The sequence below is a fragment of the Rhodococcus sp. BP-160 genome (assembly GCF_019836205.1).
GTDB lineage: Bacteria > Actinomycetota > Actinomycetes > Mycobacteriales > Mycobacteriaceae > Rhodococcoides.
This window is the reverse complement of sequence record NZ_JABUEK010000003.1, coordinates 155,244-172,852: the sequence shown is the minus strand read 5'-3', so window position 1 is coordinate 172,852 and position 17,609 is coordinate 155,244. Positions and strand designations below refer to the sequence as shown.

8 protein-coding genes are annotated in these 17,609 nt (G+C 69.0%); 7 read left to right on the top strand and 1 reads right to left on the bottom strand.

Annotated features, from left to right (window positions below):
- Positions 1–73: 73 nt before the first annotated feature.
- Positions 74–1,597, top strand: coding sequence for an aldehyde dehydrogenase (gene adh / locus HQ306_RS12590; RefSeq protein WP_027504630.1), 1,524 nt, complete (start codon positions 74–76; stop codon positions 1,595–1,597).
- 56 nt (positions 1,598–1,653) lie between these two features.
- Entirely contained in the window at positions 1,654–2,148 is a 495-nt protein-coding gene (locus HQ306_RS12585; RefSeq protein ID WP_222631743.1) for a DUF779 domain-containing protein, read from the top strand.
- A 21-nt stretch (positions 2,149–2,169) separates the two neighbouring features.
- Here HQ306_RS12585 and HQ306_RS22600 read toward each other — a convergent pair whose 3' ends face one another.
- Positions 2,170–3,033, bottom strand: coding sequence for a type IV toxin-antitoxin system AbiEi family antitoxin domain-containing protein (locus HQ306_RS22600; RefSeq protein ID WP_222631741.1), 864 nt, complete (start codon positions 3,031–3,033; stop codon positions 2,170–2,172).
- 167 nt (positions 3,034–3,200) lie between these two features.
- On the opposite strand from HQ306_RS22600, the gene eat reads away from it, so the two are divergent.
- From eat to HQ306_RS12555, 5 genes are all read left to right on the top strand, one after another.
- Positions 3,201–4,631, top strand: a complete 1,431-nt coding sequence (gene eat, locus HQ306_RS12575; protein ID WP_222631739.1) for an ethanolamine permease — start codon at positions 3,201–3,203, stop codon at positions 4,629–4,631.
- Positions 4,628–6,040, top strand: a complete 1,413-nt coding sequence (locus tag HQ306_RS12570) for an ethanolamine ammonia-lyase subunit EutB (RefSeq protein ID WP_027504633.1) — start codon at positions 4,628–4,630, stop codon at positions 6,038–6,040. Before eat ends, HQ306_RS12570 begins: the two co-directional genes overlap by 4 nt.
- The gene (eutC, locus tag HQ306_RS12565; RefSeq protein ID WP_222631737.1) at positions 6,037–6,762 is read left to right on the top strand and encodes an ethanolamine ammonia-lyase subunit EutC; all 726 of its coding nucleotides are present in this window, start codon (positions 6,037–6,039) and stop codon (positions 6,760–6,762) included. Before HQ306_RS12570 ends, eutC begins: the two co-directional genes overlap by 4 nt.
- A gap of 26 nt (positions 6,763–6,788) precedes the next feature.
- Positions 6,789–8,294, top strand: coding sequence for an amidohydrolase (locus tag HQ306_RS12560; RefSeq protein ID WP_222631735.1), 1,506 nt, complete (start codon positions 6,789–6,791; stop codon positions 8,292–8,294).
- 625 nt (positions 8,295–8,919) lie between these two features.
- Positions 8,920–17,595, top strand: a complete 8,676-nt coding sequence (locus HQ306_RS12555) for an amino acid adenylation domain-containing protein (RefSeq protein WP_222631733.1) — start codon at positions 8,920–8,922, stop codon at positions 17,593–17,595.
- The last annotated feature ends 14 nt before the right edge of the window (positions 17,596–17,609 follow it).

Below are 17,609 nucleotides of genomic sequence, written 5' to 3'. Positions count from 1 at the left end.
TCGTCGTTCTAGTGTCCTGCATCACAGCCCCCGATGACCGTGGGGGTGGATCACCGATGAAGGAGCATGTTCGATGACTGTCTTCGCTCGCCCGGGTACGCCCGACGCCGCCATGTCTTTCGAGGCCCGCTACGACAACTGGATCGGCAACGAGTGGGTCGCTCCGGTCAAGGGTCAGTACTTCGAGAACCCGACGCCCGTCACGGGACAGAACTTCTGCGAGATCGCGCGTTCCACCGCCGAGGACATCGACCTCGCCCTGGACGCCGCACACAAGGCCGCGCCGGCGTGGGGCAAGACCTCGCCCGCCGAGCGCGCCGTCATCCTGAACAAGATCGCCGACCGCATCGCCGAGAATCTCGACTCCATCGCGCTCGCCGAGTCGTGGGACAACGGCAAGCCGATCCGCGAGACGCTGAACGCCGACATCCCGCTCGCGATCGACCACTTCCGCTACTTCGCCGGATGCATTCGCGCGCAGGAGGGTTCGCTGTCCGAGATCGACAGTGACACCGTGGCGTACCACTTCCACGAGCCCTTGGGCGTCGTCGGCCAGATCATCCCCTGGAACTTCCCGATCCTGATGGCCGTGTGGAAGCTCGCGCCCGCACTCGCCGCCGGCAACGCCGTCGTCCTCAAGCCGGCCGAGCAGACACCCGCGTCGATCATGTACCTGATCAGCGTCATCGGTGACCTGCTGCCTCCGGGCGTGCTCAACATCGTCAACGGCTTCGGCACCGAGGCAGGCAAGCCCCTCGCGTCGAGCCCGCGCATCAAGAAGATCGCCTTCACCGGTGAGACCACGACCGGGCGCCTGATCATGCAGTACGCCTCGCAGAACCTCATTCCGGTGACGCTCGAGCTCGGCGGCAAGAGCCCCAACATCTTCTTCTCCGACGTGCTGTCGCAGAACGACGACTACCAGGACAAGGCCCTCGAGGGCTTCACGATGTTCGCCCTCAACCAGGGCGAGGTCTGCACCTGCCCGTCGCGTTCGCTGATCCAGCAGGACATCTACGACGACTTCCTCGCACTCGCCGCGATCCGCACCAAGGCCGTCCGTCAGGGTGATCCGCTGGACACCGAGACGATGATCGGCGCCCAGGCCTCGAACGACCAGCTCGAGAAGATCCTGTCGTACATCGAGATCGGCAAGGGCGAGGGCGCCAAGATCGTCACGGGCGGCGAGCGCGCGCAGCTCGGCGGCGACCTCAACGGCGGCTACTACGTGCAGCCCACCATCTTCACCGGCAAGAACAACATGCGCATCTTCCAGGAGGAGATCTTCGGACCCGTCGTCTCGGTCACGTCGTTCACCGACTATGCCAACGCCATCGAGATCGCCAACGACACGCTGTACGGCCTCGGCGCCGGTGTCTGGTCGCGTGACGGCGGCGTCGCCTACCGCGCCGGCCGCGACATCCAGGCCGGTCGTGTGTGGACCAACACGTACCACCAGTACCCGGCCCACGCGGCCTTCGGTGGCTACAAGCAGTCGGGCATCGGCCGCGAGAACCACAAGATGATGCTCGACCACTACCAGCAGACCAAGAACCTGCTGGTGAGCTACGCCCCGAAGGCTCAGGGCTTCTTCTGATGCAGCCGAACCACGGGTCGGCACCGCCTCCGAGGCTCAAAGCAACCGCCGGGGCGATGGAGCTTCTCCGTCGCCTCGGCGGGCTCCACGGCGCGCTGATGATGCATCAGAGCGGCGGATGCTGCGACGGGTCGTCGCCGATGTGTTACCCCGCAGGCGAATTCATCGTCGGGGACCGCGACGTCCTGCTCGGGCTCCTCGACCTGCGCGCGGAGGTCGGCACCGTCGCGGACGACCTGCCGAGCGACGGCGACGCCGTTCCGGTGTGGATCTCGGGGTCGCAGTTCGAGGCGTGGAAGCACACCCAGATGGTGCTCGACGTGGTGCCGGGCCGGGGCAGCGGCTTCTCCCTCGAGACGCCGGAGGGGTTGCGGTTCCTCAGTCGTGGCCGGGCCTACACCCCCGAGGAGAACGCGGAACTCGAGTCGCAGGACCCCATCACCGGCGCGCAGTGGGAGGAGGGCGCTCGCCCGCCCGTCCCCACCGAGTCGATCGTGGTCGCCGAGGCCGTCGACGCCTGCCCGGTGCCGGGGATGGCGATTCAGGGTTGAGTCGGGTGCGCTGAGCCGCGGTCACCGCGGTTCAGCGCACCGTCGGAGCGCCGCTCGGACTTCGGCGATCACCTCGTCGGGTCTCTGGGTGAGGTCGCGCCAGGTGTATCGCAACAGCGTCCACTCCTGGACGACGACGTTCTGCCGAGTTCGGTCTCGGTGAAAGGCGGTGGGGTCCGAATGGAAGGCCCAGCCGTCGATCTCGATGCAGACGCGTTCGTCGAGGAACACGAAGTCCAGCACGTACCCGCGCCACGGGAAGTTGACCATGAACCCCGTGATGCGTCCACTGCGCATCACGGTGACGAAGAGGCGCTCGGCTTCCGACCGAGTTCCTCCCTCCGCTGCCACGAGAAGCTTCTCGGCCGCGGGGGCGCCCCGTCGCCGGGGATTTCGATCGTGTGCGCGCCGGAGCACCGACGGCGACATCCGCCCGCGCAGGGCGACGTCGATGATGCCCATCCCCAACTCCTCGGACGATTCGAGAACCGTGAGACCCGAGGCCGTGACGCGGATTCCGCGGATCGCCACCACATCGGCAGGGTCGAGGTTCCGTCGCCGCACCCGAACGCCCGACGGTGCCCTGCTCCGTCCTCCGCGCGGGACCGTGACATCGACGATGCGTGGTGCAACCGAAACGAGTCCGTGCCAGTACGCGGCACTCACCGATGTCACGACGGCCCCGTCGCCGGCCCAGTACGCGGCGCACCGCACCCGAGCGGCGTCCGTCCACGGTCTGTCGCAGGCGACGTAGACACCGCGCGTGACCCGGCGCCAATGGCCCGCTCGGACGCGCCGATCGATCGCGTCCTGGCTCATCCCGGCGTCGTGAGCCTGCGTCGCGGTGATGACACCGTCGTGGAGCGCGAGAAGTCGATCGATCACAGGCGTTGGACGGCCGCGTCGGCTCTCCTGGTTCCGCCGGGTGCGCGGGGCCGCGGTTACCGCGGGTCAGCGCACCGTCCAGTCGAAAAACAATCGCAACGTCCCCGCAACACGGCAGTCCTAGCCTCACCCTCACCACCCGCTCACACTCCGAAAGAGGCTCACCCATGGCCGTGAAGGAACCGCGCCCCGTAGCGTCCGATTCTCAGGCAGAATCGTCCGACTACCTGGCCAAGCGCACGCTCAAGACCGGCAGCGCGGGGTGGGTGCTGCTGGCAGGGTTGGGCGTCAGCTACGTCATCTCGGGTGACTATTCGGGGTGGAACTTCGGGCTCGAGCAGGGTGGGTTCGGTGGTCTGCTGATCGCGGGCATCCTGATCGCCGGCATGTACCTGGCGATGGTGCTGGGCATGGCGGAGATGTCGTCTGCGCTCCCGGCAGCGGGCGGCGGATACACGTTCGCCCGGCGCGCGCTCGGACCGTGGGGCGGATTCGCCACCGGCACAGCCATTCTCATCGAGTATGCCATCGCCCCCGCGGCCATCGCGACCTTCATCGGCGCCTACGTCGAGTCGCTCGGCCTGTTCGGGATCACCGACGGGTGGTGGGTGTACCTCGCCGTCTACGCCATCTTCATCGGCGTGCACCTCGCCGGTGTCGGTGAAGCGCTGAAGGTCATGTTCGTCATCACCGGCATCGCTCTCGTAGGCCTCGTCATCTTCGCTGTCGCCGCGATCTTCCAGTTCGACGCCTCCAACCTCACCGACATCGCCCCGACGGATGCCGCGGGCGCCTCGAGTTTCCTGCCGATGGGGTACCTGGGGATCTGGGCCGCGGTGCCGTTCGCGATCTGGTTCTTCCTCGCGATCGAGGGCGTGCCGCTCGCGGCCGAGGAAGCGAAGGATCCGGCGCGCAACGTGCCACGCGGCATCATCGCCGCCATGGCGGTGCTGCTGGTGACCGCCACCGCCATGCTGATCCTCGTGACGGGCGCCGGCGGAGCCGACGCGATGCAGGCGTCGGGCAACCCGTTGGTGGAGGCGCTGGGAGACAGCGGCGCCGCGACGGTGGTTAACTACATCGGCCTCGCCGGTCTGATCGCCAGCTTCTTCTCCATCATGTACGCCTACTCCCGGCAGCTGTTCGCGCTGAGCCGCGCCGGCTACCTGCCGAAGTCCATGTCGGTGGTCAACAGCCGGAAGGCGCCGACGCTGGCGCTGATCGTGCCCGGCATCATCGGCTTCGCCCTGACGTTCACCGGCAAGGGCTCGATGTTGTTGAACATGGCCGTCTTCGGGGCAGCGCTGAGCTACGTTCTGATGATGGTGAGCCACATCGTGCTCCGTCGCCGCGAGCCCGACATGCCGCGTCCGTACCGCACTCCGGGCGGCACGGTCACGACCGGATTCGCGCTCGTCATCGCCGCCTTAGCCGTGATCGCGACGTTCCTCGTGGACAGTCAGGCGGCGCTGTGGTGCCTGGTCGTGTTCGCGCTCTTCATGGTCTACTTCGGCGTCTACAGCCGCCATCACCTGGTGGCCAATTCTCCGGACGAGGAGTTCGCGGCGCTCGCCGCTGCCGAGGACGAACTCGGGTGAGCACCTACCACCAGCAGATCTCGGGATCGACCTACACCTTCGACGGTCTCGTCGAGGTCATGGCGAAGGCCACCCCGGCGCGATCGGGCGATCAACTCGCAGGCTGCGCGGCGGAGTCGGACGCCGAACGTGCCGCCGCCGCCTGGGTTCTGGCGGATCTCCCGTTGCAGACTTTCCTCGACGAGCAGGTGGTGCCGTACGAGAGCGACGAGGTCACCCGCCTCATCATCGACAGCCATGACGCGCAGGCATTCGACGCGGTCTCTCATCTGACGGTGGGCGGTCTGCGGGACTGGTTGCTCACGGTCGCAGCGGAACCCGACAGCGCCCGGACACTGCGGGACGTCGCGCCCGGCCTCACCCCGGAGATGGTGGCCGCGACGAGCAAGATCATGCGCAACCAGGATCTCATCGCGGTGGCGCGGGCGGCGACGGTGATCTCGGCGTTCCGCACCACCATCGGTCTGCCCGGAACGATGGCCACCCGCCTGCAGCCCAATCATCCGACGGACGACCCGCACGGAATCGCCGCGGCGACGCTCGACGGTCTGCTGATGGGCTCGGGCGACGCCGTCATCGGCATCAACCCGGCGACCGACTCACCTGCTGCGACAGCCGATCTGCTGTACCTGCTCGACGAGATCCGCCAGCGTTTCGAGATTCCGGTGCAGTCGTGTGTGCTCTCCCACGTCACCACCACCGTGGACCTGATCGGCAAGGGTGTCCCGGTGGATCTCGTGTTCCAGTCCATCGCGGGAACCGAGGGTGCCAACTCCAGTTTCGGGGTGACGGTGCCGATGCTCCTCGAGGCGAACGAGGCGGGAAAGTCGTTGCACCGCGGCACCGTCGGGAACAACGTCATGTACCTGGAAACGGGCCAGGGTTCGGCGCTGTCCGCGAACTCGCACTTCGGGACCGGGGGCAAGCCGGTCGATCAGCAGACGCTCGAGACCCGCGCGTACGGGTTGGCCCGCGCTCTGGATCCGCTGTTGGTCAACACCGTCGTGGGCTTCATCGGACCCGAGTACCTGTACGACGGCAAGCAGATCATCCGTGCCGGCCTCGAGGATCACTTCTGCGGCAAGATCCTGGGCCTGCCCATGGGTGTCGACGTCTGCTACACCAACCATGCCGAAGCGGATCAGGACGACATGGACACGTTGTTGACGCTGCTCGGTGCCGCGGGCGCCGCCTTCGTCATCGCCGTGCCGGGTGCCGACGACATCATGCTCGGCTACCAGAGCCTGTCCTTCCACGATGCCCTCTACGTCCGGCAGGTGTTGGGCCTCAAGCCCGCTCCCGAGTTCGAGGCGTGGATGCACCGGCTGGGGATGACCGACGACGCGGGGCGGGTCCTGCCCGTCGACGCCGCGTCGTCGCCGCTGCGAGCACTGACGACGCCGGCATGAGCACACCGGACTTCTGGACCGACCTGCGTGTCACGACGCAGGCGCGCATCGGGCTCGGCCGGGCGGGGGACGCCCTGCCGACGACGCGGGTGCTCGAGTTCCGGGCCGCCCACGCCGCGGCGCGTGACGCGGTCCATATGCCGCTCGACACCGACAGCTTTGCTCGGGATATCGCCGCTGTCGGACTCGGTGATCCGGTGGTCGTGTCCAGCAAGGCGTCCACCCGCAGCGAATATCTGCGTCGTCCCGATCTGGGACGGCAGCCCGAGGACCTGTCCGGCGTCGACACGGTCGACGCGGACATCGGAATCGTGTTGTGCGACGGTCTGTCCCCGCGGGCACTGATGGATCACGGTGCGGGTCTGCTCGCTGCGCTGAAGGAGTCGCTGGGTACGTTCACGATCGCGTCCCCGGTGATCGCGACCCAGGCCAGGGTGGCGCTGGGTGACCACGTGGGCGCTGCGCTCGGGGTGTCCACGCTGATCGTCGTCATCGGCGAGCGTCCCGGCCTGTCGGTGGCGGACAGCCTCGGCATCTACCTGACGCACGGTCCGAAGCCGGGCCGCAACGACTCCGAGCGCAATTGCATCTCGAACATCCACCCGCCCGGCGGCATGCACTACGACCACGCGGCGCGGGTGACGGCATCGTTGGTCGCGGGTGCGCGCACGCTCGGGCGGTCCGGCGTCGATCTCAAGGACTCCTCTCGCGAACTGACCTGACCCGCGCACCGTTAGGGTCTGACATCGTGCTGCTGCAACGTGTGCGCGTCGATCCCGCGCGGGACGACCTCTCGGACGTCCGCATCGTCGACGACCTGGTGAGCGAGATCTCGGCACCCGGGAAGCGCCTGACTCCCGCCTCCGCCGAGACCGTCGTCGACGGGCGCGGGGGAGTGGTGCTGCCCGGGTTCGTCGACGGGCACCTGCACATGGCGCAGTGGGCACTCGCGCGCCGCCGACTGGACGTCGGCGCGGCCACCAGTGCACGGCACCTCGTCGACCTGCTGGTGGCGTCGGGCCTCACCGGCGACGTTCGTGCACAGGGCTTCCGGGGTGCCCTCTGGCCGGACGCACCGCACAAGGACATGCTCGAGGCCGCGCTGCCGGGTGTGTCCGTCGCGGTGACGAGCATGGATCTGCACACCGTCTGGCTCTCCCCGGCGTTGCTGCGCGAGCTCGCGGTCGATCACCCCACCGGTGTCTTCCGCGATCACGACGCCATCGCGATCGCGAGTGCCGTCGACGCGCGTGTCGGTACGGGCGTGCTCGACGAGTACGTGTGCGAGGCGACCGAGGATCTCGCCGCGCGGGGCGTGACCGAGGTCCTCGACTTCGAGTTCGACGACAACCTCACCGCGTGGACGCGGCGCTTCGCCTCCGGTCGTCCGGCGGTGCGGGTGAGCGCGTCGACGTGGCCGACGTGGCTCGACGAGACTCTGGCGGCCGGACACCGGACCGGCGACGTCGCCGCGGACACGGGCCGCATGCTCCGCATGGGGCCGCTGAAGATCATGGCCGACGGGTCGCTCAACACGCGGACGGCCTGCTGCCACGACCCCTATCCCGACGCGGGGCACGCGGCGCCGGCGACGCACGACGCCGAGGCACACGGGCTGCTGCTCGTCGACCATCCGGAGCTGGTGCGATTGATCTCGCGCGCGGCGGGCGGTGGGATCGCCGCCGCGGTGCACGCGATCGGTGACCGCGCCAACACCGTCGTGCTCGACGCCTTCGAGACCGTGCGCGCGCTCATGGACTCGGGTGCTCTCCCCGTCGTCGGTGGACGCGTCGAGCACGCGCAGCAGGTCCGCCCGGAAGACCTGGACCGGTTCGCGGCGCTGGGCGTCGTCGCCTCTGTCCAGCCTCAGCACGCGGTGACCGACCGCGACGTCGCCGACGTGCTGTGGTCCGGCCGACGATCGATCGCGTACGGCTACCACTCGCTGCACCGCCACGGCGCGCTGCTGCAGTTCGGGTCCGACGCTCCCGTCTCCCCGCCCGATCCGCGGTCGGCCGTCGCCGCCGCCGTGTTCCGCACCGACGACGAGCGACCGTCCTGGCATCCGGGCGAGGCGGTGCCGATGGACGTCGCACTGCGGGCGGCATCGGGTGGGCGCGCAGGTGTCGACGTCGGATCCGCCGCCGATCTCGTCGTGCTCGCCGAGTCCCCGTACGTCCTGTCGAACGCCGACCTGCGGTCCGTTCCGGTGATCGCCACGATCAGCGGTGGGCGCGCGACCCACGTGTCCTGAGCCTTCGCCACCGTGTCGGAGACACACGCGGTGGCCGAGCAACCCGACCAGTGTCGCTACCCGGCGGTAGTGTCGATGTGTGACAACAGTCTCGCGGTATGGGTGCATGTTCCACGCCCGGTCGACGCCGCCGGGAGCGTCGCGGGCGGCATTCGGCGCGTCGGTGGGCCACGGGCGGCGCCTGTTCGGTGGAAAGTCCGACAATCCCTCCGGAAACGGGATCGTCGACCGTTTTCGTGCCATTCCTCGTGACGGGGGTGGGGACCGTGTTCCGAGGGCGTCGTCCCTGCTCACACACCCTTTTCTCGCGTTGCGCGGCGAGCGCGTTGGGTCGTACCCGACGTGGTCGACTAGCATGGAGGGCTGCTTGCCAACGAAAGGACTGTCATCGACCACGTCGATTCATCGTCACTGATCAGCGACGTAACGAGTGGCGCCCGCATTCCGGTAAGGAATGAGGTGGAAGTGGAGCACGACGCCCACGGGCGAATCGACGGGCACAGCGCCGGGTACGGATCGCGAATCGGGGGAATCGCTGTCCTGCCACCGTTCACGACGGTGGGCTCGGTCGGCCGGGGCGCGGTGCGCGAGCACGGTGTCGCGAGAGATCACGGGGAGTAGACGAGTGGATGACGGTGCACGGTTCGACGGCGGACCGGCTGACGACGACCGCTCCGACGAGACGGTGACGAGCGAGACGCAGGTGAGCTCGGCGGGAGTGCTGCCCGAGGGCGCGTTCCCGCTGTCGGGAGCACAGCGCGGCATCTGGTTCGCGCAGCAGTTGGCCGGGGACGTGCCGATCGCGATCGCGCACTACGTCGAGCTGAACGGAAGCCTCGACCTCGACCGTCTCGAGTACGCGCTGGACCGGGCGGGCCGCGAGTTCGGATCGGGATATCTGCGTCTGGCCGAGGTGGACGGCGAGCCGTTCCAGTACGTGGACCTCAGCATGCGTGATCACATCTCCTACTTCGACCTGCGCTCCGAGTCCGACCCGGAAGCCGCGGCGATGGACTGGATGACGCGCGAGTACAGCACGCCGGTGGACATGCTCGTCGACCGTCTCGTGGTGTCCCACGTGCTGCAGTTGAGCGACGAGCGGTGGTTCTGGTACTCCCGCATCCATCACGTCGCGCTCGACGGTTTCGGCGCGATGACGATGATCCAGCGCACCGCTGCGCTGTACACGGCAGCGGTGGAGGGCAGGGAGCCCGAACCCTCCAAGGCCGTCGATCTGAACGATCTCTATGTCGACGACGCCAAGTACCGGTCGTCGGACCGCTTCGAGAAGGACGCCGCGTACTGGGCGGAGAGAGTGCGCAGCCTCCCGGATCCGCCGTCCCTCTCGGCCGTCACCGCTCCGCCGACGTCGCCCGCGCTCATCGCCGGTGGCTTCGTCTCCACCGACCTCGCCGAGCGCCTCGACCGGCGGGTCACCGATCTCGGCACCGCGTCGGCACCGTTCGTGGTCGCCGCCTTCGCCGCGTTCGTCTCCCGCATGACGGGGGCCGAGGACACGGTCCTGAGCCTGCCGGTCTCGGCGCGCACGACGGCGGCCATGCGTCGCTCGGGCGGCATGGTCTCCAACGTGGTCCCGCTGCGTCTCGCACTCCCGCCGAGCTGCACGGTCGCCGAGTCCGCGTCCCGCGCCCAGCTCGAACTCACCGGCGCCCTGCGCCGGCAGCGCTACCGCCACGAGGACATTCGTCGCGACAGCGGCGAGTCGGCGACCCAACGCGGACTGTTCGGCCCGTCGATCAACATCATGCTGTTCCACGACGAGCTGCGGCTCGGCGACCTCAACGGCTCGTACAACGTCCTGACCACGGGTCCGGTCGAGGACCTGGCGCTGAACATCTATCCCGGTGCGGACAGCCGCGAACTGCGGATCGACTTCGAGGCGAACCCGCTGCGGTACACGCAGGACCAGCTGAACGCGCATCGTGCCCGCTTCGTGCGCTTCCTCGATGCGCTGATCGATGCCGAGCCCGACGCACCGCTCGGATCGCTCGAGGTGCTGACCGACGACGAGCGGCGGCGTTTCGTCCCCGCGCTGGGCGGCGAGAGCTTCCCGCAGGTCACTTTCGGCGACATCATCGCCCGCGCCGTCGACGCCGCTCCGGACACGGTGGCCGTCACGTGCGGGTCGGAATCGGTCACGTACGAAGAGCTCGACGCGCGCTCCAACCGTCTGGCCCGGCTGCTGATCTCGCGGGGCGTCGGACCGGAGAGCGTCGTCGCGGTCGCACTCGGTCGATCGGTCGAGATGATCCACGCGACGTGGTCGATCGTGGCGTCGGGCGGCGCCTTCCTGCCCATCGACCCGGCGTATCCGCTCGAGCGCATCGTGCACATGCTCGGGGACTCGGGCGCCCGGATCGGCGTGACCACCCGACGACACGTCGCGGACCTGCCGGACACGATCGACTGGCTCGTCGTCGACGACGACGAGCTGTGCGGCGACCTCGAGGTCTGCTCGCCCGCCCGCATCACCGACGCCGAGCGATCGGCTCCGGTCCGACCGTTCACCGCTGCGTGGATGATCTACACCTCGGGATCCACCGGCTTGCCGAAGGGCGTCACCGTCGGCCACGACGGACTGTCGAACATCATCGGCGAGATGACCGTCTCGTACGGGGTGTCGACGAAGTCGGTCGTCCTCGGTGTCGCGTCGCCGAGTTTCGACGCGTCCATCTTCGAGCAGCTGATGGCGCTCTCGTCGGCGACGACTCTGGCTCTCGCTCCGTCGGGGGTGTTCGGCGGAGAGGAACTCGCGGACTACATCCGCGAGAAGAACGTCACGCACGTCGTCATCACGCCGGCCGCGTTGGGATCGTTGGACCCGGACGGTCTCGAGCAGATCGAGTCGATCATCAGCGCCGGTGAGGCACTGCCGTCCGAGGTGGCGGCACGCTGGGCTCCGCGCACCGCGCTGCGGAACGCCTACGGCCCCACCGAGACCACGATGATCGGATCGATCTCCGATCCACTGGTGCCCGGTGCTCCCGTGACCATCGGGTCGCCCATCCGAGGAACGCGACAGGTGGTGTTGGACAACAGGCTCCGGCCCGTTCCCGTGGGTGTCGTGGGTGAGCTGTATCTCGCCGGTGTGGACCTCGCCCGCGGGTACGCCAATCGCTTCGCGCTCACCGCCACGCGCTTCGTGGCCGGACCGTGGGCCGAGCCGGGCGGGCGCATGTACCGCACCGGTGACCTGGTCCGGTGGACCGAGGACGGCGACATCGTCTACGTCGGTCGCGCCGACTCGCAGGTGAAGATCCGCGGCTTCCGCATCGAACTGGGCGAGATCGACGCGGTGCTCGCCGAGCATCCCAGCGTCCGTACCGCCGTCACCGTGGCGCACCGGCAGTCGTCCGGGGCCACGGTGCTCGCGGCGTACGTCGTGCTGCGTCCGGACACGACGCTCGAGCACACCGAACTGCTACGCCATGCCGCGCAACATCTTCCGTCGCACATGATCCCTGCCGCCGTCGTGGTCCTGGACCGCCTGCCCGTCACCGTCAACGGCAAGATCGACCACCGGCGGCTGCCCGAGCCGGTGCTCGCGACGCGCGAGTTCCGCGCCCCGACCACCGTGGTCGAGGAGATCGTGGCATCCGTCTTCACGCAACTGATGGGTGTCGACCGGGTTGGACTCGACGACGACTTCTTCGCTCTCGGCGGCAACTCGCTCATCGCGACGCGCGCCGTCTCCCGTCTGGGTGCCGCACTGGGGACACAGGTCTCGGTGCGCACGTTGTTCGAGGCACCCACCGTCGAGTCGCTCGCGTCCCGACTGCAGCAGGGTGGCCACGGCGAGACCCGCACGCCGCTGGTGCCCCGCGAGCGGACCGGGCCGGTGCCGCTGTCGCTCGCGCAGCGCCGCATGTGGTTCCTCAATCAGTTCGACCCGTCGTCGGTCGCCTACAACATCCCGTTGGCCCTGCGCCTCGAGGGTGATCTGGACATCGCCGCGCTGCAGGTCGCGATCATGGACGTCGTCGACCGCCACGAGGCGCTGCGGACGTCCTACCCGGACACCGAGAACGGACCGGTCCAGGTCGTCCACGATCCCGAGGCCGTGGTGCCGGACCTGACACCCGTGCCGGTCGACGCGGGGGATCTGCACGGCGTGCTGATCTCCTTCGCGATGACCACCTTCCAGGTCACGGAGCACGTCCCGCTGGTCGGTCGCCTGTTCCAGATCAGCGAGACCGACCACGTGCTGGCCATCGTGGTGCATCACATCTCCGCCGACGGTGCATCCCTGACACCCCTCGCGCGCGACCTGATGGCGGCCTACAGCGCCCGCATCGCGTTCTACGCGCCCACGTGGACCCCACTGCCCGTGCAGTACGTCGACTACACGTTGTGGCAGCGGGAGGTGCTGGGGTCCGAGGACGATCCCACGTCGCTCATCGCGCAGCAGGAGCGCTACTGGGTCGAGACCCTGCGCGACGCACCGGATCTGCTGCCGCTCCCGATCGACCGGGCCCGTCCGTCCCGGTCGTCGCTCAGCGGCGGAGCGCACGCGTTCGAGATCGACGCCGAGCTCCACGCGAAGATGATCGACCTGGCCGGGCGCCACCGCACCACGCTCTTCATGGTGGTGCACGCGGCGCTGGCCGTGACGCTCGCCAAGATCAGCTCGACCGACGACATCGTCATCGGTACCCCGGTCGCGGGACGCGGCGACGCGGCGATCGACGACCTCGTCGGCATGTTCGTCAACACGTTGGCGCTGCGCACCACCGTGGGCAGTCGCCAGCCGTTCGACGCGCTGCTGGACCACGTCCGCGAACGCGACCTGCAGGCGTTCGCCAACAGTGACGTGCCGTTCGAGCGTCTCGTGGAGGTGCTGTCCCCGGCGCGGTCGGAGTCGCGTCACCCGATCTTCCAGGTGATGCTGGCGTTCGAGAACATGGGTCACTCGACGGTGGAACTCACCGGACTGCGCCTGTCCACGGTCGATCTCGACCTGCAGGTGGTCAAGTTCGATCTGCAGCTGACCATGACCGACCGCACCGACGACGCGGGCCGTCCGGCCGGTATGCCGGCCACGTTCTCGTACGCGTCTACACTGTTCGACGCCTCGACCATCGACGCGATCACACGCCGGTTCGTGCAGGTGCTGACCACCATCGTCGACGATCCCAGTGTGTCGGTCGCCGACATCGACGTGCTCGACGCCAGCGACCGCGTGGTCGCCGAGAGGTCGATCCAGCGCGTGTCCGAGGGCCGTCCCGTGGGCGACGACACCATCGTCTCGCGGGTGCTCGATCACGCGGCGAGTCACCCCGAGGCGAGTGCGGTGCGGTTCGGTGAGGTCTCGATCACGTACGGGGAGTTGGACTCTCGTTCGCGCGCTGCTGCAGCGAGGCTGTACGCGATGGGGGTGCGGTCCGGCGATCGGGTCGCGGTGGTGTGCGACCGATCGGTGGATCTGGTCGCCGTGCTGTTCTCCGTCATGCGGGCCGGCGCGACCTACGTGCCGATCGACCCGGAGTATCCCGGTGACCGTGTCGACTACGTCGTCGCCGACTCCCGTGCGCGCTTCGCCGTGGTCTCCGCTCGGCTCGAGGACCAGGTGCGCCGCGACGGCCTGACCGTCGTCGTGGACACCGATGTCGTGGCGCCGGAATCGGATTCGGAGGCGGGGTCCACCGCGCTGCTTCCCATGGCACGGCCGGACGACGTCGCGTACATCATCTACACCTCCGGATCCACCGGGAACCCGAAGGGTGTCGCGATCCCGCACACCAACGTGGTGACATTGCTGACGAACACCGAGCAGTACTTCGGCTTCGGACCCGACGACGTCTGGACGATGTTCCACTCCTACGCGTTCGACTTCTCGGTGTGGGAGTTGTGGGGCGCGCTCACCACGGGCGGCAGCGTCGTCGTGGTGGACCACTGGACCGCGCGCTCGCCGGGCGACTTCCTGGACATGCTCGCCGACCGGGGCGTGACGGTGCTCAACCAGACACCGTCGGCGTTCTACCAACTCGCCGAGGCCGAGCGCGATCGGGCGGGCACCGAGCTGTCCCTGCGCCACGTCGTCTTCGGCGGTGAGGCGCTGGATCTGTCGCAGCTGCAGCGCTGGTACGCGCGGCACGCGGACGACAGTCCCCGCCTCGTGAACATGTACGGCATCACCGAGACGACGGTGCACGTCACCTACCAGGAGCTGACGGCGGCATTCGCGGCCGCGGCCCAGGGCAGTGTGATCGGCGTTCCCGTCCCGGGGCTCGGCGGCATCGTGCTCGACGACGCCCTGCGGCCCGTGCCCGTCGGCGTTCCCGGTGAGCTATACGTCCTGGGTGATCAGTTGGCACAGGGCTACGTCGGTCGCCCCGACCTGAACGCCACCCGGTTCGTGGCCAACCCGTACCTGGCCGGTCAGCGGATGTACCGATCCGGTGACGTCGTGCGGTGGAACCGCGACGGTGCACTGGAGTACCTCGCACGTGCGGACGCCCAGGTCCAGATTCGCGGGTTCCGCGTGGAACTGGGCGAGATCGAGACCGTGGTGGCGTCCACGCCCGGCGTCGCGGGGGCCGCGGCGTCGGTGGTGCGGCGTCCGGCCGGCGACGTCCTGGTCGCGTTCGTGGTGCCCGAATCGGGCTCCACGGTCGACGCGGCGGCAGTCACCGAACACGTCGCCTCGCTGTTGCCGGCGTACATGGTTCCCGCGCGCATCGTCGAGCTGGACCGTCTGCCGCTGACCGTGAACGGCAAGCTCGACCGCAAGGCGCTGCCCGAGGTCACCGAGGACTCCGATCGCACGTACCGCGCACCCGAGACGCGGGTGGAGAAGGCGATCGCGGGGGTCTTCGAGGACATCCTCGACGTCACGCCCGTCGGCCTGGACGACGACTTCTTCGGGCTCGGCGGCAACTCGCTCGTCGCGACGCAGGTCGCGTCCCGCATCGGTACCGAACTGGGCGTGCACGTTCCGGTCCGCGCGGTGTTCGACGCGACCACCGTCGCCCGACTCGCGGCGGTCGTCGCCGAGCTCGGCGCGTCCGATCGACCCGCGCTCGTCGCCGGTCCCCGTCCCGACGTGATCCCGCTGGCACTCGCGCAGCAGCGCATGTGGCTGAGCAACCGGCTCGACCCGTCGTCGCCGATGTACAACCTGCCGTTGGGCATCCGACTCGAGGGCCGTCTCGATCTCGACGCCCTGCGCCGGGCCGTGCACGACCTCGTGACGCGGCACGAGATCCTCCGCACCGTCTATCCCCACACGGACGGCGTACCGCGGCAGGAGATCCTCACGGTCGACGAGGCGGGCGTCGAGCTCGCGGTCGAGGACGTTCCGTCCGCGCGCTGGATCGACGAGTTCGTCGCTCTCGCGACGAGCGGCTTCGACGTCACCACGGCGGTCCCGCTGCGGCTCGCGGTCTTCCGTGACCCTGAGGTCTCCACCGAGGCCGTGCTCGCGATCGTCGTGCACCACATCGCCGCGGACGGCGTGAGCCGCGTGGCGCTGACCCGCGACCTCGTCACCGCCTACCTCGCACGCACCGAGGGCGTCGACCCCGCGTGGGCTCCGCTCCCCGTCCAGTACGCGGACTACGCGGTGTGGCAGCGCGACGTCATCGGCTCGCCCCGCGACGCCGAGTCGGTCGCGTCCGCCCAGATCGCCTACTGGAAGCAGGCTCTCGACGGCCTGCCCCCGGAGCTGGACCTGCCGCGTGACCGGGAGCGGCCGGCGTCGCCCACCCGCGAGGGTGCGTCCGTCCACTTCGCCGTGGACGGTTTCGCGGCGGACCGGGTGGAGGCACTGGCGCGCGACCACAACGCGACGCGATTCATGGTGGTGCACGCGGCCCTGGCCGTCGTCCTCTCCCGCCTGTCCGGATCGACGGACATCGCGATCGGCACCGCTCTGGCGGGCCGCGGAGATCCGGCGCTCGACAACCTGGTCGGCATGCTCGTCAACACGGTGGCCCTGCGTCTGCGGGTCGACGAGGATGTGAGCTTCGCCGAACTGGTGGCCGCAGCCCGTCGCGTGGACGTCGACGCGTTCGCGCACTCGGAGGTGCCGTTCGAGACCGTCGTCGACGCCGTCGCGCCGCAGCGCACGGGATCGGTGCCGCCGCTCTTCCAGACCGCACTGGCGTTCCGCAACATCACGCCGGCGCGGGTGGAGCTGCCCGAGATCACCGTGTCCGAACTGGAGAATCCGTTCGAGCCCGCCAACTTCGATCTGTTGCTCACGGTCGACGACGACGGCTCGCGGAAGCCGGGCGGCGACATGACGATGATGTTCACGTACTCGACCGAGCTGTTCGACGAGGAGACGGTGGAGACCTTCGGCCGGCATCTGGCGTCGGTGCTGCGGGCCGGGGTCACCGAACCCACGCGCGTCGTCGCCGATCTGCCGCTCGCCGAGGTGGTCACCGCGGCGCCCGTGGTGGAGCCCACGACTCCCGCGGCGTACTCGGGACCCTCGGTGGTCACGTCGTTCGCGTCGGCCGTGGAATCGGATCCGGACGCCCCCGCCGTCGTGATCGGCGAGAACGAGGTCAGCTACGCCGACCTCGACGCTCGTTCCAACCGCCTGGCGCGCTGGCTCGCGGGGGCAGGAGTCGGTGCCGGGTCGACGGTCGCGGTCCGGTCCGGCGACTCCGGCCTCGACACGGACACCCTGGCCCTGTGGTGGGGGATCCTCAAGGCAGGCGCGGCGTTGGACATCGGCCGAGTCGCACCCGACGTGATCGTGCTGTCCGGCGCATCCCGCAACGGGAGTCGGGCGCCGCTGATCCTGTCGGTGGACGACGCCGCCGACGACGTGGCGCAGTTCTCCGCGCGCCCCGTCACGTACGCGGATCGGGCACGCCCGCAGAACGGAGCCGATCCGGCGCTGGTCCTGCCGACCGGGACGGGCTCGGTCGGCGTGCTCACGTTCGACGAGCTCTCCGGCATCGTGTCCGCCGAACTCGATCGACTCGCCGTGGACTACGAGTCCCGGTTGTTCGCGACGGCGGCGGTCTCGACCGTGTCGCAGGCGCTGCGGGCGCTGGTCGCCGGTGTCGCGGGCGCCGCTGTGCTGGTGCAGGACGGTGCGGCGGAGTCGCTGACGGACGTGCTGCTCGATCAGTGGGTGACGCACCTGTTCGCCACCCCGTCGGACCTGTCGGCGGTGGACGCCGGGGAGTTCGAGGATCTCGCCGTGGTGGTCACCGACGCGGGCCGGGGCGACAGCGAGTCGTGCGACGGCTTCGCCGACGGCACCGAGATCGACGTCGTGCCGTTGACCTCGACGGGTATCGGACTCGCCATGCGGAGCTCATGACGGGATCCGTCCAC